This is a genomic window from Gemmatimonadota bacterium (assembly GCA_009692115.1).
Classification (GTDB): Bacteria; Gemmatimonadota; Gemmatimonadetes; order Gemmatimonadales; family GWC2-71-9; genus SHZU01.
The window spans coordinates 107,082-129,225 of record SHZU01000004.1; the positions used below are offsets into that span (position 1 = coordinate 107,082).

The 22,144-nt window shown below is 65.9% G+C and carries 23 protein-coding genes and 1 tRNA gene; 14 read left to right on the top strand and 10 right to left on the bottom strand.

The window, feature by feature from the left end:
- Positions 1-39: 39 nt before the first annotated feature.
- The gene (locus tag EXR94_06330) at positions 40-444 is read left to right on the top strand and encodes a hypothetical protein (GenBank protein ID MSR02342.1); all 405 of its coding nucleotides are present in this window, start codon (positions 40-42) and stop codon (positions 442-444) included.
- A 6-nt stretch (positions 445-450) separates the two neighbouring features.
- Here EXR94_06330 and EXR94_06335 read toward each other — a convergent pair whose 3' ends face one another.
- The gene (locus EXR94_06335) at positions 451-894 is read right to left on the bottom strand and encodes a hypothetical protein (GenBank protein ID MSR02343.1); all 444 of its coding nucleotides are present in this window, start codon (positions 892-894) and stop codon (positions 451-453) included.
- Between the two features lie 180 nt (positions 895-1,074).
- Here EXR94_06335 and EXR94_06340 point away from each other — a divergent pair, with 180 nt between their 5' ends.
- Positions 1,075-1,635 carry a LemA family protein gene (locus EXR94_06340; GenBank protein MSR02344.1) on the top strand — a complete coding sequence of 187 codons (561 nt, stop codon included), beginning with the start codon at positions 1,075-1,077 and terminating at the stop codon, positions 1,633-1,635.
- 64 nt (positions 1,636-1,699) lie between these two features.
- Here the strand turns inward: EXR94_06340 and EXR94_06345 are convergent, their stop codons facing one another.
- From EXR94_06345 to EXR94_06355, 3 genes are all read right to left on the bottom strand, one after another.
- A complete protein-coding gene (locus tag EXR94_06345) occupies positions 1,700-2,236 on the bottom strand; it encodes a response regulator (GenBank protein ID MSR02345.1) in 537 nt (178 codons plus the stop codon).
- A 107-nt stretch (positions 2,237-2,343) separates the two neighbouring features.
- Positions 2,344-3,180 carry an ABC transporter substrate-binding protein gene (locus EXR94_06350; GenBank protein ID MSR02346.1) on the bottom strand — a complete coding sequence of 279 codons (837 nt, stop codon included), beginning with the start codon at positions 3,178-3,180 and terminating at the stop codon, positions 2,344-2,346.
- Positions 3,181-3,188: 8 nt separating this feature from the next.
- Complete coding sequence (locus EXR94_06355) at positions 3,189-3,962, bottom strand: hypothetical protein (GenBank protein ID MSR02347.1); 774 nt, start codon at positions 3,960-3,962, stop codon at positions 3,189-3,191.
- 93 nt (positions 3,963-4,055) lie between these two features.
- Here EXR94_06355 and EXR94_06360 point away from each other — a divergent pair, with 93 nt between their 5' ends.
- The 7 genes from EXR94_06360 (at position 4,056) to EXR94_06390 (ending at position 8,388) form a co-directional block, all read left to right on the top strand.
- Positions 4,056-4,322 (top strand): hypothetical protein, encoded by a 267-nt coding sequence (locus EXR94_06360; protein MSR02348.1) that lies wholly within the window; start codon positions 4,056-4,058, stop codon positions 4,320-4,322.
- Between the two features lie 26 nt (positions 4,323-4,348).
- A complete protein-coding gene (locus tag EXR94_06365; GenBank protein ID MSR02349.1) occupies positions 4,349-5,953 on the top strand; it encodes a hypothetical protein in 1,605 nt (534 codons plus the stop codon).
- A gap of 117 nt (positions 5,954-6,070) precedes the next feature.
- Positions 6,071-6,388, top strand: a complete 318-nt coding sequence (locus EXR94_06370; protein ID MSR02350.1) for a hypothetical protein — start codon at positions 6,071-6,073, stop codon at positions 6,386-6,388.
- A gap of 5 nt (positions 6,389-6,393) precedes the next feature.
- Positions 6,394-6,594: a hypothetical protein gene (locus EXR94_06375; GenBank protein ID MSR02351.1), complete on the top strand. Its 201-nt coding sequence runs from the start codon at positions 6,394-6,396 to the stop codon at positions 6,592-6,594.
- Positions 6,595-6,717: 123 nt separating this feature from the next.
- Positions 6,718-6,790, top strand: a tRNA-Cys gene (locus tag EXR94_06380).
- 69 nt (positions 6,791-6,859) lie between these two features.
- A complete protein-coding gene (locus EXR94_06385; protein ID MSR02352.1) occupies positions 6,860-7,576 on the top strand; it encodes a hypothetical protein in 717 nt (238 codons plus the stop codon).
- A complete protein-coding gene (locus tag EXR94_06390) occupies positions 7,528-8,388 on the top strand; it encodes a hypothetical protein (protein ID MSR02353.1) in 861 nt (286 codons plus the stop codon). The genes EXR94_06385 and EXR94_06390 overlap by 49 nt, the downstream gene beginning before the upstream one ends.
- On the opposite strand, the gene tal is transcribed toward EXR94_06390, so the two are convergent.
- Both tal and tkt read right to left on the bottom strand, forming a co-directional pair.
- The gene (tal, locus tag EXR94_06395; protein MSR02354.1) at positions 8,334-9,437 is read right to left on the bottom strand and encodes a transaldolase; all 1,104 of its coding nucleotides are present in this window, start codon (positions 9,435-9,437) and stop codon (positions 8,334-8,336) included. The genes EXR94_06390 and tal overlap by 55 nt on opposite strands.
- Complete coding sequence (gene tkt / locus EXR94_06400) at positions 9,438-11,384, bottom strand: transketolase (protein ID MSR02355.1); 1,947 nt, start codon at positions 11,382-11,384, stop codon at positions 9,438-9,440.
- A 177-nt stretch (positions 11,385-11,561) separates the two neighbouring features.
- Here tkt and EXR94_06405 point away from each other — a divergent pair, with 177 nt between their 5' ends.
- Positions 11,562-11,972 (top strand): HNH endonuclease, encoded by a 411-nt coding sequence (locus EXR94_06405; GenBank protein ID MSR02356.1) that lies wholly within the window; start codon positions 11,562-11,564, stop codon positions 11,970-11,972.
- Positions 11,761-13,056 carry an NADH:flavin oxidoreductase/NADH oxidase gene (locus EXR94_06410; protein ID MSR02357.1) on the top strand — a complete coding sequence of 432 codons (1,296 nt, stop codon included), beginning with the start codon at positions 11,761-11,763 and terminating at the stop codon, positions 13,054-13,056. Before EXR94_06405 ends, EXR94_06410 begins: the two co-directional genes overlap by 212 nt.
- A gap of 3 nt (positions 13,057-13,059) precedes the next feature.
- Here the strand turns inward: EXR94_06410 and EXR94_06415 are convergent, their stop codons facing one another.
- Genes EXR94_06415 through EXR94_06425 form a run of 3 tightly spaced genes read right to left on the bottom strand, consistent with a single transcriptional unit; the run spans position 13,060 to position 17,715 of the window.
- On the bottom strand, positions 13,060-16,650 hold the full coding sequence (locus EXR94_06415) for a multifunctional oxoglutarate decarboxylase/oxoglutarate dehydrogenase thiamine pyrophosphate-binding subunit/dihydrolipoyllysine-residue succinyltransferase subunit (protein ID MSR02358.1): 3,591 nt from the start codon (positions 16,648-16,650) through the stop codon (positions 13,060-13,062).
- A gap of 58 nt (positions 16,651-16,708) precedes the next feature.
- Positions 16,709-17,152, bottom strand: a complete 444-nt coding sequence (locus EXR94_06420) for a hypothetical protein (GenBank protein MSR02359.1) — start codon at positions 17,150-17,152, stop codon at positions 16,709-16,711.
- Positions 17,149-17,715, bottom strand: a complete 567-nt coding sequence (locus EXR94_06425; protein ID MSR02360.1) for an FAD-dependent oxidoreductase — start codon at positions 17,713-17,715, stop codon at positions 17,149-17,151. The genes EXR94_06420 and EXR94_06425 overlap by 4 nt, the downstream gene beginning before the upstream one ends.
- A 260-nt stretch (positions 17,716-17,975) precedes the next feature.
- Here EXR94_06425 and EXR94_06430 point away from each other — a divergent pair, with 260 nt between their 5' ends.
- The 3 genes from EXR94_06430 to fadJ are packed head-to-tail and all read left to right on the top strand — an operon-like array spanning position 17,976 to position 21,881.
- Positions 17,976-18,458: a class I SAM-dependent methyltransferase gene (locus EXR94_06430; protein ID MSR02361.1), complete on the top strand. Its 483-nt coding sequence runs from the start codon at positions 17,976-17,978 to the stop codon at positions 18,456-18,458.
- Positions 18,459-18,462: 4 nt separating this feature from the next.
- Complete coding sequence (locus tag EXR94_06435) at positions 18,463-19,746, top strand: acetyl-CoA C-acyltransferase (GenBank protein MSR02362.1); 1,284 nt, start codon at positions 18,463-18,465, stop codon at positions 19,744-19,746.
- The gene (gene fadJ / locus EXR94_06440) at positions 19,746-21,881 is read left to right on the top strand and encodes a fatty acid oxidation complex subunit alpha FadJ (protein ID MSR02363.1); all 2,136 of its coding nucleotides are present in this window, start codon (positions 19,746-19,748) and stop codon (positions 21,879-21,881) included. Before EXR94_06435 ends, fadJ begins: the two co-directional genes overlap by 1 nt.
- Here the strand turns inward: fadJ and EXR94_06445 are convergent.
- On the bottom strand, positions 21,878-22,099 hold the full coding sequence (locus EXR94_06445; protein MSR02364.1) for a response regulator transcription factor: 222 nt from the start codon (positions 22,097-22,099) through the stop codon (positions 21,878-21,880). The two genes, fadJ and EXR94_06445, sit on opposite strands and share 4 nt — an antisense overlap.
- Positions 22,100-22,144: the final 45 nt, after the last annotated feature.

Consider the following 22,144-nt stretch of genomic DNA (forward strand, 5'->3'; position numbering starts at 1 on the left):
TTATCTTTGTCTTAGCGTCTTAGCCTCCAGGGTGGCACCATGCCGGTTTCCTATGCAGTTGCAACCGACCGGAAGATGAACCTACTGATTGCGAGTGAACGCGAGATCTTGGCCCGAACCCTGGCGGATTCGGTTCGGGCCCAAGGGCACCAGGCGTTGGTCCAAGAGAACGCGGCCGGCGTGGCCGATGCGCTTGGGGTGCCGGGTCTTGATGCCGTGGTCCTTGATGCCGACTTGCCGGGCGTCGATTGGGAGCAGCTCCGTTCGGCGTTGATTCCGAGTCGCCCAGTCGTTCCGGAACCGCTCGACGCGGTGGAACGCCGCCATATCGCAACGACCCTCCGCTACACCAACGGCAATCGGCGGAACGCGGCCCAGTTGCTCGGGATTGCCCGCTCGACGCTGCTGGCCAAGCTGAGAAAGTACAGCCTCGACAACGACTGAGGTTTCTCAGTTCAATCTCACCCGACCGAGTCTTGAGATGACGATTTGGCGGGTGACGGTCCCTCGGACGAGAACGATCGTGATGTTCCCGGCCCCCATGGCCAGGCCGTTGGGGCCGTAGGTCGTTGCGGATCCGGCGGGCGTCAGCACCACCCCAGAGGCCCGGGGACCGGGCCGTCGCCGGATGCTCTGGGAATCGGGGCCGAGGGCCTGGACGACGAGTGAATCAGGGGCGAGCACGAGTTCGACGGGCTGGCCAAGAGCGCGGGCACTTGATTGGGCTACCCGATAGGCCTGCACCACGGCACTCTGGACCTCGGCAACGGCGGCCCGGTCCGCCGTGGCGGACGCCCCGTGGACGACGCTTAGCGTCAGAATCGACATCACGGAGAGCACCACCGCGGTTTCGGGCAGGGTCATTGGGGCGATTTCGGGTTGAGAGAGTGCCATAACGTATTGAAGCGGTTGGGTTTCCGATCATCGTTTTTTCTGGACTTGGGGCCAAGAACCGCGAATAGCCGGGGGGGGATCCTCCCCCCGGGGCTGGAGTGCCCCATCTTTCATCCGGTTCCGGGGTTCACCCTGGGGTAATCTGAGCTTTTCTTCCGACGGAGGTTGGGGCCAATGGGAATGCTGATCTTTCTCGCGATCGCGGTGGTGGTAGCGCTCTGGGTCATCGGCGCGTACAACGGCCTGATCGCGCTGAAGAACCGGGTCCTCAATGCCTGGAAGCAGATCGACGTGCAGCTCAAGCGGCGGCATGATTTGATTCCCAACCTGATCGAGGCGGTCAAGGGTGCGATGAGCTTCGAGCGGGACACCCTCGAGGCGGTCATTGCCGCTCGCAACAAGGCGGTCGGGGTCCAAGGCGTGGCGGCGACCGCCAAGGCGGAAGGGGAGTTGTCCAGTGCGTTAGGCAGGCTCTTCGCCTTGACGGAGAATTATCCAGATCTCAAAGCCACGGCCAACATCGGCCAGCTGCAGGAAGAATTGACCAGCACCGAGAACAAGATCGCGTTCTCGCGGCAGCTCTACAACGATGAAGCGACGCTCTACAACACGAAGCAGATGCAGTTCCCGACCAACTTGGTCTCCGGTCTCGCCAAGGCAACGCCGGCGGAACTTTGGGAAATCGAGGATCCGGCCGAGCGAGCGGTACCGAAGGTCGATTTCGGGTTCAAGAAGTCATAGACACGAGTGAGCGAAGGCAATCTGTTCGAGCAGCAAGCTGCCAACAAACGGCGGTCCGTGTGGCTCACCGCCGGGTTCGTGGTGTGTACGGCCTGGGTTGGATTTGGCGGTGACTGCGGTTTTTATCTGTTGACCCGCGATGCGCCGGCCGGCGGGTATCATCACGTGGTACCCTGCATCGGCCTGACGGCTTTGGCCATTGCCGGCGGGCCCGCTCTATGGCCCGGAGCAAATCGGTCAGGTCGACCGGTTTGGTGAGGTAATCCATGGCGCCGCGCTGCATGCACAGCGCGGCGCTGGCGGCGTCGTTGACGGCGGTGAGCATCAACACCGCGGCGTTGGGCTCGAGTTCGAGAATCTTGGGAACCAGGTCAACGCCGTTGGAGTCGGGCATCCGGACATCGAGGCGCACGCAGGCAATCTTCTGCCGCTGGAGGGCGTCGATCGCTTCGGCGCCGTTGCCGGCGGTGGCCACTTCGAAGCCCTGTTGGGTCAAGAACCGTTTCAGGACACTCCGGACCGGCTCGTCGTCATCGACGACGAGCAGGGAGGTCGGGCCTTTTGACGCGCTGTTAAACTGGTAAGGCGCGGCGTTTTCCAAGGAGTTCCCTTGGCGTAAGGGGCGGTCTTAAGTCAATGAATCTGTGAAGGATGAGCAGTCGGGGTAAGGCCTTGAGGGCTCGGCACTCGGCACTCGGCGCTCGGGGGTTAGCCGATGAACTCGACTTGGACGGGGTGGGGGATGATCCCGGCGGCGTGGCCGCGGTCGAGGAGGAGTTGGACGGCCGCGCGTCCCCGGGGGCCGTAGTCGACGGTCCACTGATTGACGTACATGCCGACGAAAGTGTCGGTCCGTTCATCGGAGATCCCGCGGTTGTATTGCTTGGCGTGGGCCAAGGCGTTGGCGCGGTTGGCCAGGGAGAACTCGATCGAGGCCTTGAGGTCGCGGGCCACTTGGGCGGTGACGGTGGGGCCGAGGTCCCGGCGGACCACATTGCCGCCGAGCGGGAGCGGGAGTCCGGTTTCGCCGAGCCACCAGGCGCCCATGTCGTCCCAGAGCTCGAGGCCGATATCGGCATAGGTCAGCTGGCCTTCGTGGATCAGGAGACCGACCGGTACGTCGCCGCGGAGCACGGCGTCTTCGATCTGGTCAAACGGCATGACGACCGGCTCGAAGTCGGGTTGGTAGAGCCGGAGCGCCAAATAGGCGGTGGTCATGGTGCCGGGGATGGCGATGCGCATGCCCTTGATGGCGGCTCGCGGATCGGCCGGTTTCGGCGACTTCGACACCAAGCGAGGTCCGTAGCCGTCGCCCATCGAACTCCCGCTCGAGAGCAAGGCGTAGGTATCGGCCAGGTAGGCATAGGCGTGAATCGAGACGGCGGTGACCTCGAGTTCGCCCTTTAGGGCGCGGTGGTTGAGGGTCTCGATGTCCTGGAGTTCATGGACGTATTCGAGGTCACCGGTTTCGATCTGGCCCGATGCCAACGCGTAGAACATGAAGGCATCATCGGAGTCGGGCGAGTGGGCGACACGGATACGCATGACGGTCTCTATTTGACGGCGCGGGCGCGGTTCTTGAAATCGGTGAGCACCGGTTGGTGTTCGGAATATTCTTTGCGGCCGGCGGCGATCTCGGCGTCGTACGCCGCCAGGAACTGGCGATAGATTTTGGCCACGGCCGCCGAGTTGTTCTCCTGCAGGGCCACTTCGCCCTGAACCAAGAGTCCGAACAAGTGATTGGGCTGATTGGCCAAAATGGTGTCGGCCTTGGCCCGGGCTTCGGCGAATTCGCCGACCACCATGTGGATCATGGCGGCGTGATACCGGGCATCGGCGTCGAGTTCGGCCGGCAAGAGCTGGCGGTAAGCTTCCAGGGCCATCGGCGAGAACAACATCACAGTATCGGCGGCGTTGGCCTCGGCGGCCCGCATGATCCGGCCGAAGAGCCGGTCGAACCGTTCGCGCGGGGACATCTGGCTGATATCCGGTGCCCGGCCGGCCGTCGTCGGGTTGGCGTTTCCGGCGTTCCCCATCGAGATACCCGTCGGAGCCGGCTGTTGGCCGCGTCCGAAGAAATAGGCCACGACGGCCACCGTGGCGATGACGCCGACGGCCACGGCGATCCAGGCGGTCCGTTCCTTCTTGACCCCTCCGCCCGGTACCGCCTCCGAACCACAGTGGTGGCAGAACCGGGCCCCGGGCGACAAGTCGACCGCGCAGGACCGGCACTTCCGGGGACCGGTTGGGGCGCCGCATTGGCTACAATACGGGCCGGAGACCGGGGTTTGGCAGGTGACGCAGGCGGTGATCGGAGGGGCGGTCATCGCGGGGTAAAGTAGGGGGGCGTGGGACTCTGGGGTACTGGTGTGCGGCGGGGTCTCCAACTACCATCCTATGCCTACTTCCGCCAAGGACTTATGAGTCAATCCTCGGCCCCCGAACTTGCCCAAGTTCCCGGAGCACAGCATCTCGGAGACCTGGCCCGCGGGGGGATTTGTTGGCGGGTCCTGTTCGAAACCAAACTCGATACCCGGCCGGTAAAGGGCCGAGTTCATTTCGTGACCGAGTCGGGGCAGCGTTCCACCGGATGGATCTTCATCGAGCCGACCGAAGCCGACCTGATGCGGCGCTTTCAGGATTTCAGCGCGATCGAATGGTGGAGGCTGCTCGAGAGCCTCGCCTGACCGCGGGTTTTGTCTCGTAGTTCCTCATGACATCACGTGCTCTGCTGGTGGGCGTCGGCTTGATGGTATCCGCCAGCCGGTTGGCGGCGCAGGCCGTTCCGGACTCCCTGGACGCCATTCGGCGCGTCAAGGCGGTGGTGATCCAAACGTCCGACGTCTACCCGCCGGGCCAAGACCGGGGCTTTCTTGCCAAGGCCTTCAACGGCCTTCATTTCACCACCCGCCCCGGGGTTGTCCGGCGGGAGATCCTGATTCGCCCCGGGGAACTCTACGACTCGGCGAAGGCCGCGGAATCGGAGCGAACCCTCCGGGCGATGCGGATTTTTCGCCAAGTCAAGGTCGACTCGATCCGAACCGACTCGGGTCTGGTGGTGCGGGCGGCGACGCAAGACGCGTTCACGACCCGGATCGAGGGCAGCATCGACGGTTCGGTCAAGAGCAACACCTGGTGGGTGGCGCTCAACGAGCTGAATCTTCTCGGGACCGCGACCCGGGTCGGGGTCCGGTACCGGAAGACTCCCGATCGGGATGCGGTGACCACCTCGTTCCAGCGCAATCGGTTGATCGACAACCGGATCGGGATCAGCGCCTTTTACGACGCCCGCTCCGATGGCCGGGCCGTCTATGGCGTGACGTGGCTCCCGTTTTGGTCTTACGCCGCCCGAGCGAGCTGGTGGGTTTCCGGGGAGGAGCGTCGGGAGCGAGTGTTTCAATTCGTCGACGGGAACACCACCCCGCGCGACACCCTCCAGCGACGGTTCTGGATGGGCAAGCTGGGCGGGTCGTGGGCCACCCGAACCTCGAGTACCGGCTACCTCCGCCTGGGGCTCGAGGGCCAGATTCGCCGGGACGATTTTGCCAGACAAAGCCGGGTGGATACCCTGGGCCGGTCGGTGTCCGGCGCGGTGACGGGCTCCCTCGAATGGCGGGCGGCCCGGTTCCTGGTCAGCCGCAATTTCGAGGGGTTTGGACGCCAAGAAGACGTCGATCTGAGCACGGTGGTCCGGGTTGGATTGGGGTTGACGCCGAAATCGTTCGGCTATCGCGACCATGGAATTGTGCCCGGCCTGTCGGCCCGGACCGGCTTGGGTTGGCGGAACGGGTTTGTGATCCTGACCGGAGCGGCGCTCGCGCGGATCGGTGAAGCGGGTGCGGTCGATTCGGGTTCGGTCCATGTCGGGGGGACCGTCGTCCTTAAGCCGAAGCCGAGGCAAATGGCGGTCTTCCATGCCGCCCGAGGGTGGCAGAAGAACCCGATGCCGGCCGGGGAATTCGATCTTGGGCTGGGTCTCGGTCCCCGCGGATTTACGCAGCACGCCTTCACCGGCGACCGGGCGTTTCTGCTGGGCGCCGAGTACCGGTACACGGTTACCAGTGACTTCCTCAATACCGCCGGCCTCGGACTTGCGGCGTTTGCCGACTACGGCGGGGCCTGGTACTCCGGCAGCCCCCAGCGAACCGGCTATTCGGTCGGGCTCGGGCTTCGGTTCGGCCTTACGGTGGCGAGCGACCTGGCGCCCGCCCGGGTCGACCTGGCCTATATCAACGGCACGGGGCTGACCAAAGGGGCGTGGCGGCTGGCTTTCGGCAAGGGGTTCGTCTTCAGTACCTCGGGTCGCCTGGACCGCTGACCGATCCAACCCTAGCTTCAAGGCATGACTGAACCCCTTGGTACCCCGCCGGACCCCGTGGCTCCGCCGCGCCGCCGCCGTTGGAAGTTGATCATCGCCGGCGCCATTCTCCTTCCGATGGCGTTGTTCGTCCTTTACATCTCGGTGGCGTTGACGTGGAGTTATTCCGACGGCGACCGGGCCGGCCAACTCTTCAAGTTTTCCCACAAGGGCTGGCTCTGCAAAACCTGGGAGGGTGAGCTCAACATCACGCCCGGAGCCGCCGCGCCGACGATCTGGAAGTTCACCGTCCGGGACGATCAGGTGGCCCGCCGGATCAACGACGCCCTCGGTAAGCCGGTGGTGCTCCACTACAGCGAGCACTACGGGCTCCCGACCAGCTGCTTCGGCGATACCAACTATTTCGTCGACGCGGCCCGCGTCTCCACCCCGTAAGTCCCGTGAAAAAAATCTGGCTGGTGCTGGCGGGCTACCTTTGGCCGGAGATTCCGGCCCGATTGGGCGATACGCCGTTCCTGTGGACGGAATCGGTGGGTCGAGGGCGAGTCATCTCGCTTGCCGGTGATCCGAACTCTCGCGATCTGTGGCGTGGATTGCTCCCGATTTTCGCCAATGCGGTGTTCCTGGGTGGGGGTCGCTAAGAGGGTTCAGGTTGGAACCAGCGAAACCGATTCCAGTCGCGGTTTCGTAGTAAGAAGCAGGACTTGATCCCCCTGCTCGATCACTTGCGGTCAACTCTGGACGGTGCCAGTTTCCTCGACCCTGGCGCCGTAGCCAAGTTGGTAAGGCAGAGGTCTGCAAAACCTCCATGCGGCGGTTCGAATCCGCCCGGCGCCTCTCGTTCCCTCGCTCCACGAGGGAGGTCTGCTCAGTTGGTTGCTGTCCCTTGCGGTCGTAGGTCCCTCCGTGGTCCCGGTTTCCTTTGGTGTGCCCCACGTCCAAGTCCAGTCGCCCAACGGCTCCATCGCCGGGCGGGTTGTGATGTCCAAGGAAGGCACCCCGGTTGCCGGGGCCAGAATATTCTTGACCAACCTCCGGAAACGCGCCGTCACCGATTCGGTCGGCCGGTTTGGGTTTGCGGACCTCAAACCGGGAGCCTATCGAATCGAGGCGAGTCTGATCGGCTTTGGCCCGCTGTCGGCCATGGTGGTCCTCGGTGCCCGGGAGAACAAGGAGATCGAGTTTCGAGCCGATACCTTGGGTCAGCTGTTGCCAACCATCTTTGTCGAGGGCGAGGCCGAACCGGTGCCGTTGCGGGTGCTGTCGACCTTCGAACGGCGGATGTCGGTAGGGCAGGGACGTTTCATTACCCGGGATGACATTGTCAAGCGGAATCCGATCCGGCTGATCGACATGATTCGGTTTCTTCCGGGAGTTCGGAGCGACTGCCGGGGGGCGATCTGCCAGATTCTGCTCAACCACGATCGAAGCGGCTGTCCGCCCGCGATTTTCGTGGACGACCAGCGGACCAGTATGGCGGTGTTGGATATCACGCCGCCGGGTGACGTCGAGGGCGTGGAGGTGTACCGCGGCGCCGCGGAAACGCCGCCGGAACTCAACAACCAAACCGCTCGGTGTGGTGGCGCCATCGCGATCTGGACTCGCCGGGGCCGGCGACCGTGAGGACGGGTGCTACGGTGCTCTGGCTGTCGTTCGCCGCGCTGGCATCGGCGTCGGCGCAGCCCCGTTCGGCGGCCATTCGAGGCATCATCAAGAACGTCCAAGTCGGGGTGCCGCTCGAAGGCGCCCGGATCAGTCTCGTCGGAACCCCTCATTCCGCCACCAGCGATGCCCGGGGGCAGTTTCGGTTTATCGATCTCGATCCCGGGCAGTACGTGATTCGGGTCTCGGCCATCGGTTATGTCATGATGACGTCGCCGTTGTTGCTGAAAGAATCCGAGACCCTCGAGGTCGAGTTCGAGGCCAATCCCGAAGCCGTGAATCTGCCGGAGTTGACGGTCGAGGAACGAGCGAACCACGGGCCGGCGGATTGGCTCCGGCGGAAATCGGAAGGGCGGGGTCGTTACATCACCCGGAAGTACATCGAGGATCGTCGGGCCTTGACGGTGCCGGATGCGCTCGGGATGGTACCCGGCCTCAGGATCGAATGCCGGGGCTCTCAGATCTGCGTGGCCCGAATGGCCCGGGCCCCGCGGGGATGCTCCCCGGCCTTCTTCATGGACGGGATTCCGACGGACCCGGCCGTTCTTTGGCTGACCCCGGTCGGAGAAATCGAAGGCATCGAGGTCTATTCGGGCCCGGCTGAGACCCCGCCGGAGCTCGAAAGCGCCCAGGCCCGGTGCGGCGTCATCGCCATTTGGACCCGTCCGCCACCGCCCCGGCGTCCCAGGGAGAAAAAACCCAAGGCCGCCGACTCAACTCAGCGCCCGGCTAAGGCCCCCGCTTTGGACTCGATTCCGTTCAGCAACGACTGATACGAGGCGGCGAACTTGGTGACGCCGTCGGTCTCCAGGAAATCCGTGACCTCGTCGAGGTGAATGCCGGCCGCTTTGAGTTGGGCGAGCCGGTCTGGCGCGGAGGCGACGGCCGCCCCGATCCGGATAGCCGGGTTGCCGTGATCCCGGTAGGCTAGGAAGGTGTCCGGCGGCAGGGTGTTGACGGTGTCCTTGGCCACCAAGGCTTCGACGTAATAGGTGTCCGGGTACTTCGGGTCCTTGGTGCTGGTTGAAGCCCACAGCGGTCGCTGGGGGGTCGCACCCTTCTCTGCAAGAGCTTTCCACCGAGGGCTCGCGATCGAGCGTTCGAACGCGGCGTAGGCGGCGGCAGCATTGGCGATGGCAATCGTCCCGCGAAGGCCTTTGGGGTCGCCCGCTTGGTCGAGCATGCCATCGATCCGTCCGTCGACTCGGCTGACGAAGAAGCTGGCCACCGCACTGATCCCGGCGATCGGCAAACCCGCGGCGACCCGCCGTTCCAATCCCGTCAAATAGGCATCGATCACAGCCCCGTAGCGGGCCACCGCGAAGAGCAGGGTGACGTTCACGTTCAGCCCGGCCGCGATCGACTCGGTGATGGCCGGGAGCCCGGCTGCGGTGCCGGGAATCTTGATCATGGCGTTCGGCCGATTGACCGCCGTCCAGAGCCGCTTCGCTTCGGCCGCCGTGGCGGCCGCGTCGTGGGCCAGCGTTGGGGACACTTCGAGCGACACGTGCCCGTCCCGTCCTCCGGTAGCCTCAAAGACCGGCCGAAACGCATCGCAGGCGGCTTGGACATCGGCGACCGCGAGGTGCTCGAAGATCGCCGCGGGCGCGAGGCCGGCGGCCGAGTAGCGGCGGATATCGGCGTCGTAATCGGCGCTCGAGGCGATGGCCTTTTCGAAGATCGTCGGGTTCGACGTCATCCCGAGCAATCCGTCGTTGGCAATCATTCTGGCCAGCGTGCCCGAGGCGATCAAATCGCGGGTGATGAAGTCGTACCACGGGCTTTGGCCCAAAGCGCCGAGTCGAACCAAGGGGTTGGTCATTCAGGTGCTCCGCTGATGGGATCGCCGGATCGCCTCGGCGATCAGATCGACCGTGAATCCGAACTCCTGGAACAGGCGTTCGGCCGGGGCCGAGGCGCCGAAGTGATCGATCCCGATCGACTCGCCGCGCTCGGTGACCCAGTTGAGCCAACCGAAGGTCGAGGCGGCTTCGACCGAGACGCGGGCCCGAATCGCCGCCGGCAGAACCTGTTCCCGGTATTGGGCCGGTTGGGCCCGGAACAACTCCCAGGAGGCGAGTGAGACCAGCCGAGTCGGGAGCCCTTGGTTGGTCAGTTGCTGGGCGGCGGCCAGACCGAGTCCGAGTTCCGAGCCATTGGCCAGGATGATGGCCTCAGGCAGGGTTGGGGGGTCGTAGAGCACGTACCCGCCGGCCCGGACGCCCTCGGCGTCGGCTTTGGAATGGTCGATGGGCGCGAGCTTCTGGCGGGACAGAATCAGGGCGGTCGGGCCGTCGCGCCGCTCGAGGGCGGTGCGCCACGCCTGGGCCGTTTCGTCAGGGCTTCCGGGCCGAAGCACAACGAGATTCGGAATTCCCCGGAGCATGGCCAGGTGCTCGATGGGCTGGTGGGTCGGGCCATCCTCGCCGACCCCGATCGAATCGTGGGTGAAAATGTAGATCGTCGGCAGGTGCATCAAGGCGGCTAGCCGGATCGCGGGCTTCATGTAGTCGGAAAACACCAAGAAGGTGCTGCCGAACGGCCGAATCCCGCCGTGGGCCGCCATCCCGTTCATCGCGGAGCCCATGGCATGCTCGCGGATCCCCCAGGCCACGATTTGACCGGGGTGCTCGCGGCTGAAAGTCACGCCACCCTTGAGGTGGGTGCCGGTGCTCCCGGCCAGGTCGGCTGAGCCGCCCACCAGGTTTGGGATGACCGGGGCGAGGGCGTTCAGGGTAGTGGCGGATGCTACCCGGGTGGCCAACGAATCAGTTGGTTTGAAGGCCGGCAACGTGGCGTTCCAGTCCACGCGGAGGGTGCCCTGATTCCAGTCGTCGAGTTCGGCGGCGGCGGCAGGTTGGGCGGCTTTGAACGCGGCCAGCCGGGCGTCCCATTCGGTACACCAGGAGGTCCCCCGGTCCACCGACTCACCCATGTGGGCGGCGGCCTCTGGCGGCACATGGAACGGCTCGGCCGGCCAATTGAGGATCGCTTTGGTACGAGCGATTTCTTCGTTGCCGAAGGGAGCCCCGTGGGCCTCGGACGTGTTCCGTTTGGTCGGGGCCGGGTCCCCGATGACGGTCCGGAGTACGATCAGGGATGGCCGGGCCGACTCGGCGGCGGCGGCCGTGAGGGCCTGGTCGATCGCGTCGAGGTCGTTGCCGTCCGCGACGTGCAGCACGTGCCAGCCGTAGGCCTCGAACCGGCGACCGACGTCCTCCGAAAACGACCGGGAGGTGCTGCCGTCGATGGTGATCTTGTTGTCGTCGTAGATCAGCTTGAGCTTGCCCAAGCCGAGGTGGCCGGCCAGGGAAGCGGCCTCGCTGGCCACACCCTCCATCAGATCGCCGTCGCTGGCCAGGACCCAGGTCCGATGGTCGATGATCGAATGCCCGGGCTGATTGAACCGGGCCGCTAGGAACCGTTCGGCCATGGCCATGCCGACCGCGTTGCCGATCCCCTGGCCCAGGGGGCCGGTGGTCGTTTCGATGCCGGCGGTATGCCCCCGTTCCGGGTGGCCTGGCGTGTGGGAGCCCCACTGGCGGAAGTGCTTGATCTCTTCGAGCGAGAGATCGTAGCCGGACAGGTGGAGGAGCGAGTAGAGCAACATCGAGGCGTGGCCGCACGACAACACGAACCGGTCGCGATCGACCCAGTCGGGGCGGTGGGGTGCGTGACGGAGGTGCTTCGTCCACAGCACGTAGGCCACGGGAGCCAACGCCATCGGGGTGCCCGGATGACCGGAATTAGCCTGCTCGACCGCGTCCATCGAGAGGGTTCGGATCGTGTTGATGGCGGACCACGCCAGAGAATTCTTCGCTGAAACGGCGGAGACCGGCAGAGTGCGCTCCCTAATCCGGCACCGGATTGGAATATGGTGGGGTGGTGAAATCGGGTGCCACAAGTTTAGCGGAGGTGCCCGCGCCGCCACTAGGCACCGGCCACCATGTTAGATTTGTTCCCTGTGCGTAAACCTTCAAGTATTCGCCGCGCTCCCGCCCCGACCCAGGCTCGTAGTTCCGAGACCCTCCGGCGGACCGGTAGCAAGTCCTACCAAGGCCACCGAGACCAGTTGATGGCCGTTCACGGCCCGGTCTGTGCCTATTGTGGCCTGTCGTTCCCGGGCGAGGAAATCACCCTCGACCATGTCCAGCCCCGGAAGGGCAAAGTCGCCTACGACCGGGCGGACAATCTGGTCCTCGCCTGCAAGTCCTGCAACGCGGCCAAGGCGGACATGCCCTTCCTCGGATTCCTGTTGGCCCGCCGGGCTCGCGGGGTCTTCCTGCTCCACTACGGCGAACACCTCTCCGACGGCATCAAGCAGACGGTGCGGGGGTTGGTCGAAAAGCCCCTCTAAGTCCGTGGGACTCTTCGATTCGCTGTCGATCCGGGATCTCGTCTTCCCGAACCGGATCGTGGTTTCCCCGATGTGCCAATACTCGAGTCACGATGGGTTTGCTACGGACTGGCATCTCGTGCATCTCGGGAGCCGGGCCATTGGCGGGGCGGGGACCGTCGTGTTCGAGGCCACCGCGGTGGTGCCTGAGGGCCGGATCAGCCCGAGCGATCTCGGGCTTTGGAAGGACGACCACATCGACCGGTTGGCGCCGATTACCCGGTTCGTCGCGGCGCACGGCGCGGTCCCGGCCATCCAGTTGGCCCACGCCGGCCGGAAAGCCAGCACCGCGGCCCCGTGGGCCGGTGGCGGAATGGTATCCGAGGCCGACGGGGGCTTCGAAGCGGTTGGTCCGAGCGCGATCCGGTTTGCGGAAGGCTATCCGATGCCTCGGGCGCTCGAGGGGTCGGAGCTGCCGGCGGTGGTACAGGCCTTCGCCGATGCGGCCCGCCGGTCACTCCAGGCCGGCTTCCAACTCATCGAACTCCACGCCGCCCACGGCTATTTGCTTCATGAGTTTCTCTCGCCGCTGAGCAACCGGCGGACCGACGAGTACGGTGGCGGATTCGAAGGACGGACTCGGCTGTTGCGCGAGGTGGTCATGGCGATTCGAGCGGAGTGGCCGGATCGGCTCCCGCTCTTCGTCCGAATTTCAGCGACCGATTACGCGGAGGGTGGGTGGGATCTCGATCAATCGATCGAACTCGCCCGCCTCCTCAAGGGGCTGGGGGTCGATCTGCTCGACTGCTCCTCGGGGGGGAACGTCTCGGGTGTCCGGATTCCGCTCGGGCCGGGGTATCAAGTCCCCTTTGCCGAGCGAATCCGCCGCGACGCCGGGATCCTGACGGCGGCCGTGGGGTTGATCACCGATCCGGCTCAGGCCGATGAGATCATCCGCACCGGCCAAGCCGATCTGGTCATGCTGGCTCGCCAACTGCTCCGGGACCCGTATTGGCCACTCAAGGCTGCCCAGGCTCTTGGCGTGGCCACAAGTTGGCCGGGTCAGTACCTCCGTGCCGCCCCGCCCGGGTCGCCGGCCCGGTAGGAGTCACCCGACCGCTTCCTTGACGATCCGGGCCTGCTCGACCGTATGGGCGTGGTGGGAGCCTTCGGCCGGGCTGGCCCGATCGGGGCGGCCGGCATACCGGAGCGACGCCTGGCCGGCCAGCAGCCCGCTCAGACGGGGAGCCACGAAGGTCCACGCGCCCATGTTCTTAGGCTCTTCCTGACACCAGACGACTTCCCGAACATTGGGGTATCCCGCCAAGAGGGCCCGAAGCTCCTTCTCGGGGAACGAGTAGAGTTGTTCGAGCCGGACGAGCGCCGGCCGGGTGGCCGGGTTCCGGTCGGCCTCCGCCAGGATGTCGTAGTACACCTTGCCCGAACACATCACGATCCGGGTGACCTGGTCCGCTCGCGACCGGGCCGCCCGATCGTCGAGCACCGGGAAGAACTGGCCGCTCGACAACTCCGCGACGTTCGAGTTGGCTTGGGCGAGGCGGAGCAGACTCTTCGGCGTGAAGACGATCAGCGGCCGCTGGCGGTTCCGGCGGGCTTGGCGCCGGATCAAGTGGAAGTACTGGGCCGCCGTCGTGCAGTTGGCGATCCGGATATTCTGTTCGGCCGCCAGTTGGAGGAACCGTTCCAGGCGGCCGCTCGAGTGCTCGGGGCCTTGGCCCTCATGCCCGTGGGGCAGCAGTAGGGTAAGCCGCGAGGTCACGCCCCATTTGGATAGGCCGGCCGCCAGGAATTGATCCACAATGACCTGTGCCCCATTGATGAAGTCGCCGAACTGGGCCTCCCAGAGGACCAGCGCGTCGGAGGCCGCCACGGCATAACCGTACTCGAAGCCTAACGTCGCGAGCTCGGACAGCGGGCTGTTGTGCACTTCAAACGAGGCCAGGGCTCCCGGCAGCCGCTGCATCGAGCAGTGGGTCTGGCCGCTATTGGCGTCGTGGAGCACCAAGTGGCGGTGGCTGAAGGTGCCCCGTTCGGAATCCTGTCCGGTCAACCGGACCGGAACGCCTTCCGCGAGGAGCGTGGCAAACGCCAGGGACTCGGCGTGGCCCCAATCGATGCCGCCCTCGGGGCCCATCGAGGTCCGGCGCCGTTCGAGTTGGCGGGTGAGTTTCGGATGGACCGTGAAGCCGTCCGGGTAGGTCAGCAGTTGATCGTTCAGCGCCAGCAGGGTTTTGGCTTCGACGGCGGTGGCGGGGTCCTCGAACACCAGCTTGGCTGGCGCCGGTTCGGCCGGCGTGGGCTGGGAGTGCGAGGCCTTCAACCCCTGCTGCTGATCGATGAGGTGCTGGTAGACCGCCCCGTACCGGTGCTCGGCCTCCTCGGCGGTGAGGACGCCCTCGGCCACCAAGGTCCGGCTGTAGGCCTCGCGGACCGTCGGGTGCGACTTGATCCGTTCGTACATCTGAGGCTGGGTGTAGCTCGGTTCGTCACCCTCGTTGTGGCCATGGCGGCGGTAGCCGACCAAATCGACCAAGGCATCTTCCCGGAATCGCTCCCGGTACATCATGGCCAGCCGGACGGCGGCCAAGCAGGCCTCCGCGTCGTCGGCATTGACGTGAATGATCGGAATGTCGAACCCCTTGGCCAGGTCGCTGGCGTGCCGGGTTGACCGCGAGTCGATGGCGTCGGTCGTGAACCCGACCTGGTTGTTGGTGATGATGTGGATCGTGCCGCCGGTCCGGTACCCGCGGAGGGCGCCGAGGTTGAGCATTTCCTGGACGACGCCCTGGCCCGCGAAGGCGGCGTCGCCGTGGATCACCACCGGCAAGGCGGCTGTTGAGTCGTGGTACGCCTCCGCGGCGCGGCGCTGGGTCTGGCGGGCGCGTGCCCGTCCGTCGACCACCGCCCCGACGAATTCCAAGTGGCTCGGGTTGTGGGCCAGGGCCACGGTGATCGAACGGCCCGACTTGGTGATGACGGAGCCCTCTGCGCCGAGATGGTACTTCACGTCACCGGTGCCCTCGTCCTCGCCCTCTTTGCCGGGTTTCTTGCCCTCGAACTCGCCGAAGACCGTGACGTACGGCCGCCGCACCGTATGGACGAGGACGTTGAGCCGGCCGCGATGGGCCATGCCGAGGACGACATCGCGGGCGCCCTGATCGGCGGCCATGTCGATGACTTGGTCGAGCATCGGCACCAGCAGGTCGACGCCTTCGATCGAGAATCGTTTTTGGCCGAGGTACGCCTTGTGGAGGAACCGCTCGAAGGCCTCGACTTGGATCAAGCGATCGAGCAACTCGAGCTTCTCGTTGCGGTCGAGGGGCTGCCGGTGGGCCCCCGATTCGATCTGCTGGCGGAGCCAGACTCGCTCGTTGTGGTTCGAAATGTGTTCGACTTCGTAGGCAATCGTGCCACAGTACGTCGCGGTCAGGTTGGGCAGGGCCTCGGCCAGTGTCGCGCCCGGGACGGCCATCCGGAGGACTGCGGCAGGGAGGTGGGCCATCACCTCGGGAGTGAGTCCGAGCGGCCCGGGATCGAGAGCCGGATCACCGGACGGCAACTTACCGAGCGGGTCCAGGTGCGCGGCAAGGTGGCCGTGGGTTCGATAGGCCTTGACCAGCGCCATGGCGGCCGCGACTTGCTCGAGGTCGCTAGTGGCGGCGATCCGGGCTGGGCTCGGATCGGCTGGCGGCCTCGGGGCCGGCGCGGTGCCCGTCGGGAGTCCGAGCGCGGCGGCCGCCTGCTCGTAAAACCGGTCTTCGCCTTGAAGCAGCCCTTCCATGGTGCGAAGAAACGCGCCGGATTCGGCCCCTTGGATTACCCGGTGGTCGTAGGTGCTGGTGATCATCATCACCTTGCCGACCCCGAGCCCGGCGATCTGTTCGGGCGTCAGGCCGTGGTATTCGGGCGGGTAGCCGATTGCCCCGACGGCGATGATACTGCCCTGACCGGCCATGAGCCTCGGCACCGAGGCCACCGTGCCCAGGCCACCCGGATTGGTCAGGGTCATCGTGGCCCCGGCAAAATCGTCGGGCAGCAACTTGTTGGTCCGGGCCTTGTCGATCAGCCCCTCATAGATCGCGTAGAAGGCCGCGAAGTCCAGTCGCTCGGCGTGCTTGATGACCGGGACCACGAGTCCCCGGCTCCCATCTTTCCGCTCGGCGTCGACCGCGATGCCGAGATTGATCCCATCGGGATCGACCCGGTGGGGTACTCCGTCCGTCATGATGAACGTGGTGGCCATGGCCGGATGGGCGGCCGCTGCCCGGACCAGGGCGTATCCGATCAGGTGGGTAAACGAGACCTTCTCGATCCGTCCCGCGGCTTTCGCGGCCCGATTGAGTTCAGCCCGCCGGGACTCCAGCGTCCGGACCGAGATCTCCCGGAAGGTTGTCGCCGTCGGAACCGTCAGACTCTCGCTCATGTTGACGGCCAGACGGGCTGCCGGTCCCTTCAGGGCCTGGCGATTGGGCGGTGCCGCCGAGCCGTTGGTCGCTGCCGCTGGGGCGCTGGCGCCATTGGTCGGGGCCAGGACGACCGCGGGCCGCTCCCCGACGCGGCCGGATTCGAAGAGCCGGCGCCACTCGGGGGCAACGGTCGCGGGATCCTTGAGGTATTCCTCGTAGATCGCTTGGGCAAAACCGGCATTAGCGGTTTCGAAGACGTTGGGATCGATCATGCTCGGCACTCGGCTCTCGGCACTCGGTACTCGGCTGTGGGGACTGGGGTAAGGCGACTTAAGATAAACCGCGGCGTCTTGGGATGGCCTGGGCCAGGTCGCGGTAGCGGTTGGACTCCTCGCGTCGGCGGGTTTCGTCCCAGCCGAGTTCTTTGCCCATCAGTCGGGCCACCGGGTCCACGGCGGCGAGGCCGGCGTCGGGCGTTTCGTGGGCAATCGACAATCGGCGGAACATCACGTCATCGAGTCGGCGGGCATACTCGGTTCGGACCGAGTGGACCACTTCGGCGCCGATCGCGCCATGATGGGGGTGGACCGGTTCTTTGAGGTGGGGCCATTCGTCGGCGATGCCGTAGAGATCCGGAACCTCGGACCCGTGCTGACCGACCAAATGGGCGACGACCGGCTCGGTCAATCCGCGGGCCACCCCGCGGGCGAACAAGGCCTCGATTTTGTACGCCTCTCCGCTGGGGGGCGGTTCGATGGCGCTTCGGGCTTTCATGAGGTCCGGATCGACGGCCCGGCCCCAGGATCTTCGAGCCGGTGGACGACGTCGACCCACGGACCGGTGGCGTTGATCACAACCCGGGCGCGGACGGCTCCCTGGGCGCCGGTCAGTTGGTCTTCGAGGATGGCGCCGGTAATCCCGCCGTTCTCCTGCTCGAACGCGGTCACCCAGGTATGGTTGGCCACCAGGGCGCCGTGGCTGGCGGCCGAACGGACGTTGGCGAGCGTCGATCGGGCGTCGTCGCATTGGGCGTCCCAGTCGAGCGCGCCCCCCGACAGCCCCGGTTCCTTGAGGAGCGGCTCGTGTTCCAGGACTCCTCGCTTGCCCAAGGGTCGATGGCGGCGCACATTACCGCCGTGAGCGAAGAGGGCATAGAGCGTCAGGCCGAGCTCGGTTTTCCAGCGGGACACCCGGTCGCCTCGGTAGACCGGGAACAGGAAGCCGAGGGGCCGGACGATGTGGGGGGCAGTCCGAAGCAGGACGCCCCGCTCGGCCAGTGACTCTCGAACCAGGCCGAAGCGCCGGTGCTCCAAGGAGCGGAGCCCGCCGTGAATCAGCCGGCTCGATCGGGAACTGGTGCCCGACCCGAATCGCCCCGTTCAATCAGGGCCATCGCGAGGCCGCGCCAGGCGGCTTCGCGGGCAATCCCTGCTCCGGTAGCCCCGCCACCGACTACCAAAAGGTCGCAGCGGCGGGCGGAGAGAACCCAAATGGTCGCACGAGTGGAAGGGTTCATCGTCTGCCTATAAGTCCAACGGTACCCGAGCTCGGATTCGAGCAACGTCCCAGTTATTGGTTCTCCGCGCACTCGGCGCTGATGCGCCGGGGTAACCGGGTCCTCGATCTTGCCTGCGGCGCCGGGCGGCATGCCTTGGCTGCCGCCCAACTCGGGGCCCAGGTCGTGGCCGTTGACCGCGACCCCGCCAAGATTCGTGAGGGCCGGGATGCCGCCAAGGGCTTCGGGCTCTCGGTCGAATGGGTCGAGGCCGACTTGGAGCGGACCTGGCCCCACCTCGGCCAGTTCGACGTGGTGCTGCTCTTCAACTACCTCGATCGCCCCCGGATGCCCCAGGTCACCCAATTGGTCGGCCCCGGCGGCGTCCTGATCTTCGAGACGTATCTCGAGATTCAGCGGCAGCTCGGCTGGGGCCCGCAGCAAGAAGCCCACTTGCTCAAATTTGGCGAGATCTCGGGCCTGGTTGCCCCGCTGGCCATGGTCCATGGCCGAGAAGCCTTCGAGCCGGCCGACAACGCTCAGTGGGCTGCGATGGCCAGCGTCCTCGCCCGCAATCCAAAGTAACGCCATGACCCAGCGGCAGGCGGTCATCGTGGCCGGGGTGCGGACCCCGTTCGCCCGGGCCGGATCAGTGTTCAAGGACACCAATGCCGTCGCCATGGCGCGTTTCGCGACGCGGGAGCTGCTCTCTCGCAGCGGGATCGACGGGCGCGAGGTCGATGAAGTCATCTTCGGACAAGTCGTCCCGTCGGTCGTGACGCCTAACGTGGCCCGGGAAGTCAGCCTCCTGCCGCAGTTTCCTCGCACCATCCCGGCCTATTCGCTCAATCGGGCCTGCGCCTCCGCCGGCCAGGCCATTTCCGCGGCCCACGATCAGATCGTGCTCGGTCATGCCGACGTCGTCGTGGCGGGCGGGGTCGAATCGCTGTCGGATATTCCGATCCTTCATTCGCGCCGAATGAGCCAGCTCCTGGTTGCCGCCAGCCGGGCCAAGTCCTTGGGAGAGCGGGTCGGCATTTTCGCGAAGATCCGGCCCCGGGACTTGGTGCCGGTCTCTCCCGCCATCGCCGAGCCGTCGACCGGCGAGTCCATGGGGCAATCGGCCGAGAAGATGGCCAAGGAGAACGGCATCACTCGGGAGGCCCAGGACCGGGTTGCGCTCCAGAGCCATCAGCGCGCGGCCGCGGCCACGGCCGACGGGCGACTGACCGCCGAGATCGCGCCGTGGTTCGGGGGGTACGACATGGGCGAGGTGACCTCCAGCGATAACGGGATTCGACCGGACAGCACGCTCGAGGCGCTGACCGCGTTGCGGCCGGTGTTCGATCGTCGGTACGGCTCGGTGACCGCCGGGAACGCCTCCCCGCTGACCGACGGGGCGGCGGCCACGCTGATCATGTCGAACGACAAGGCCCGGGCCCTTGGCATGAAGCCGCTGGCCGCGATCCGGAGCTATGCGGTGGCCGCCGTCGACCCGGGATGGCAACTCCTGATGGGTCCGGTGTTCGCCGTCCCGAAGGCCCTTGATCGGGCGGGGATCACCCTGGCCGATGTTGGCCTGGTCGAAATCCACGAGGCCTTCGCGGCGCAGGTGCTCTCGAATGTGGACGCGTGGGCCTCGAAGGCCTGGGCGGAGAAAATGGGCCGCCGGGGTCCGGTCGGTGAGATCGATTGGGACCGGACCAACGTCTCTGGAGGGTCGATCGCCATCGGGCATCCGTTTGGGGCCACCGGAGCCCGGATCGTGACGACGCTGGCCAACGAGATGCAGCGGCGCGACGTGCAATTCGGGCTGGTCTCGATTTGCGCCCAAGGTGGGATGGGGTTCGCCATGGTTTTGGAGCGGGTCTGATGGCGCTCCTGACCACCACGGTCACCGAACCCGGCATTGCCGTGATCGCGATTGATGTGCCCGGCGAGCCCGTCAATAGCCTCAGTCTGTCGCACAGCACCGAACTCGCCACCACCCTCGATCGCCTCGCCGCTGATTCCGCGGTCCGGGCGATTGTGCTTCGATCGGGTAAACCCGACACTTTCATTGCCGGCGCCGACATCAACCAGTTCGTCGCCTTCACCTCGGCGGCCGATGCCGAGGGGGCCAGCCGGCAGGGCCATGCCTTCCTCGAGCGGATCGAGGGGTTTCCGAAACCGATCGTGGTAGCGATCCACGGTGCCTGCCTCGGGCTTGGCCTCGAGTTGTCGCTCTGTTGCGCCTACCGGGTCGCGTCAGACCATCCGAAGACCCTGCTCGGGCTGCCGGAGGTCCAACTTGGGTTGCTGCCGGGAGCCGGCGGTTGCTTTCGGCTGCCCCGGCTGATCGGGGCCCGGGCCGCGCTCGACATCATCCTGGCCGGCAAGAGTGAACGCGCGGCCAAGGCGTTCAAACTGGGTCTGGTCGATGAACTGGTGCCGGAGAGCATTCTGCTCGCGACGGCCGTTGCCGCGGCCGATCGGCTGGCCCGCGACGGCAAGCCTCGTCGAAAGCCCGCGGCCGGCCTTGAGGCCGCCTTGCTTGACCGGACCGCGCTCGGCCGACGGTTGGTGTACCGGACGGCCCGGGCCCAAGTGCAGAAGAAGACCGGGGGACACTACCCGGCGCCGCTTCGCGCCCTCGAGGTGGTGCGGATCGGGCTGGAGCAGGGCAAAGATGCCGGCCTCACCGCCGAGGCCCGGGGGTTCGGTGAGTTGGCGGTGACGCCGGTGTCCCGGCAGCTGGTGCAGATCTTCTTTGCCACGAACGCGATGAAGAAGGACGACGGGGTCGCCGGCGGGTCGGCCGCCCCCCGGGAGATTCAGCGGCTCGGCGTGGTGGGTTCCGGGTTCATGGGGGCGGGCATCGCGGGGACGGCGATCACCACCGCCAAGTGCGAGGTCCGTCTCAAGGACGCCGAGTTGAGCCGGGTCGGCAATGGCATCAAGGCGGCTCGCGACCTCGTTCGCGGACAGGTCACTCGCCGGAAGATCACCCGATTCGAGGGCGAGCGTCTGGCCGACTTGGTGTCGGGCGGGACCAGCTTCGCGGGCTTCGAGCGGACCGACTTGGTCATCGAGGCCGTCTTCGAGGATCTGACCGTGAAGCGCCGGGTGTTGGCCGAGTGCGAGGCGGTACTCGGGCCCAAGGCGTTGTTCGCGAGTAATACGTCGACCATCCCGATTGCCCGGATCGCCGAGGGCGCCAAGCGGCCCGAGAACGTCCTCGGGATGCATTTCTTTTCGCCGGTTGACCGGATGCCGCTGCTGGAGGTCATTGCCACTTCCGACACCAGTCCCGACGCGATCGCGACCGCGGTTCGGTTCGGGCGGAGACTCGGCAAGACGGTGATCGTGGTGGCCGACCGGCCTGGTTTCTGGGTCAATCGCATCCTCGCGCCGTATTTCGTCGAGGCCGGCCACTTGGTCGTGGAAGGCGTGCCGATCGAGGTCATTGACCGCACCATGGTGAAGTTCGGGATGCCAGTCGGCCCGATCGCGCTTCTCGATGAAGTCGGGATCGATGTCGCGGCCAAGGGCGGAGTGGTGATGCGGGAGGCCTTCGGTGACCGGTTGGCGCCGGCGCCGGCCATCGCCAAGTTGGTCGAGGTGACCCGGCTCGGCCGGAAAGTGGGCACCGGGTTTTATCTCTATCATGACGGGCACAAGACCGATCCCGACCCTCGGGTCTATCAGCTGCTTGGCATTAAACCGCTGGCCAACACGGATACCGCCGAGGTCGAAAAGCGGTTGATTTACCCGCTGCTGAACGAAGCCGCCCGCGCCGCGGCGGAAGGCGTCATCCGGTCGCCGCGGGACGGCGACATCGGGGCGATCTTCGGGATCGGATTTCCCCCGTTCCTCGGGGGGCCGCTTCGGTTGATCGATTCGTTAGGCGCGGCGGTCGTCGTTGCCACCCTCGAGGCGTTGGCCGGGGCCCACGGGCCCCGGTTTGCGCCGTGCGAGGCTCTGGTCGAGATGGCCCGCACCGGCGGGACGTTCTACCCGACGGGCTAGCGGGTCAGCCGTTTCTTGGCGTGGAGGGCCGCCGCTTGCGATCGTCGCTGGATCCCGAGTTTGTCGAAGACGGTGTGGAGATAATTCTTGACGGTTTTTGCTGAGAGGCCCATTGCGACGGTAATTTCCTTGTTCGTCTTGCCTTCGGCCACCAACGAGACGATCCGTTGGTCTTGGGGTGTCAACGACGGATGACCGGCAGCCGCCGTGGTCGGCACGCTAGTATGGTCTCGGCACTACGCATTATTGAATTCGGGAGACCC

Excerpts from the sequence above, each read along its gene's own strand:
- EXR94_06405 (MSR02356.1), top strand. The coding sequence starts at position 11,562 with ATGTTAGATTTGTTCCCTGTGCGTAAACCTTCAAGTATTCGCCGCGCT.
- EXR94_06430 (MSR02361.1), top strand. The coding sequence starts at position 17,976 with ATGCGCCGGGGTAACCGGGTCCTCGATCTTGCCTGCGGCGCCGGGCGG.
- EXR94_06350 (MSR02346.1), bottom strand. The coding sequence starts at position 3,180 with ATGCGTATCCGTGTCGCCCACTCGCCCGACTCCGATGATGCCTTCATG.
- EXR94_06435 (MSR02362.1), top strand. The coding sequence starts at position 18,463 with ATGACCCAGCGGCAGGCGGTCATCGTGGCCGGGGTGCGGACCCCGTTC.
- EXR94_06420 (MSR02359.1), bottom strand. The coding sequence starts at position 17,152 with ATGAAAGCCCGAAGCGCCATCGAACCGCCCCCCAGCGGAGAGGCGTAC.
- EXR94_06415 (MSR02358.1), bottom strand. The coding sequence starts at position 16,650 with ATGATCGATCCCAACGTCTTCGAAACCGCTAATGCCGGTTTTGCCCAA.
- fadJ (MSR02363.1), top strand. The coding sequence starts at position 19,746 with ATGGCGCTCCTGACCACCACGGTCACCGAACCCGGCATTGCCGTGATC.
- EXR94_06370 (MSR02350.1), top strand. The coding sequence starts at position 6,071 with ATGGCGTTGTTCGTCCTTTACATCTCGGTGGCGTTGACGTGGAGTTAT.
- EXR94_06365 (MSR02349.1), top strand. The coding sequence starts at position 4,349 with ATGACATCACGTGCTCTGCTGGTGGGCGTCGGCTTGATGGTATCCGCC.
- EXR94_06360 (MSR02348.1), top strand. The coding sequence starts at position 4,056 with ATGAGTCAATCCTCGGCCCCCGAACTTGCCCAAGTTCCCGGAGCACAG.
- EXR94_06330 (MSR02342.1), top strand. The coding sequence starts at position 40 with ATGCCGGTTTCCTATGCAGTTGCAACCGACCGGAAGATGAACCTACTG.
- tkt (MSR02355.1), bottom strand. The coding sequence starts at position 11,384 with ATGGACGCGGTCGAGCAGGCTAATTCCGGTCATCCGGGCACCCCGATG.
- EXR94_06340 (MSR02344.1), top strand. The coding sequence starts at position 1,075 with ATGCTGATCTTTCTCGCGATCGCGGTGGTGGTAGCGCTCTGGGTCATC.
- EXR94_06335 (MSR02343.1), bottom strand. The coding sequence starts at position 894 with ATGGCACTCTCTCAACCCGAAATCGCCCCAATGACCCTGCCCGAAACC.
- EXR94_06355 (MSR02347.1), bottom strand. The coding sequence starts at position 3,962 with ATGACCGCCCCTCCGATCACCGCCTGCGTCACCTGCCAAACCCCGGTC.
- EXR94_06410 (MSR02357.1), top strand. The coding sequence starts at position 11,761 with ATGTCCAGCCCCGGAAGGGCAAAGTCGCCTACGACCGGGCGGACAATC.
- tal (MSR02354.1), bottom strand. The coding sequence starts at position 9,437 with ATGACCAACCCCTTGGTTCGACTCGGCGCTTTGGGCCAAAGCCCGTGG.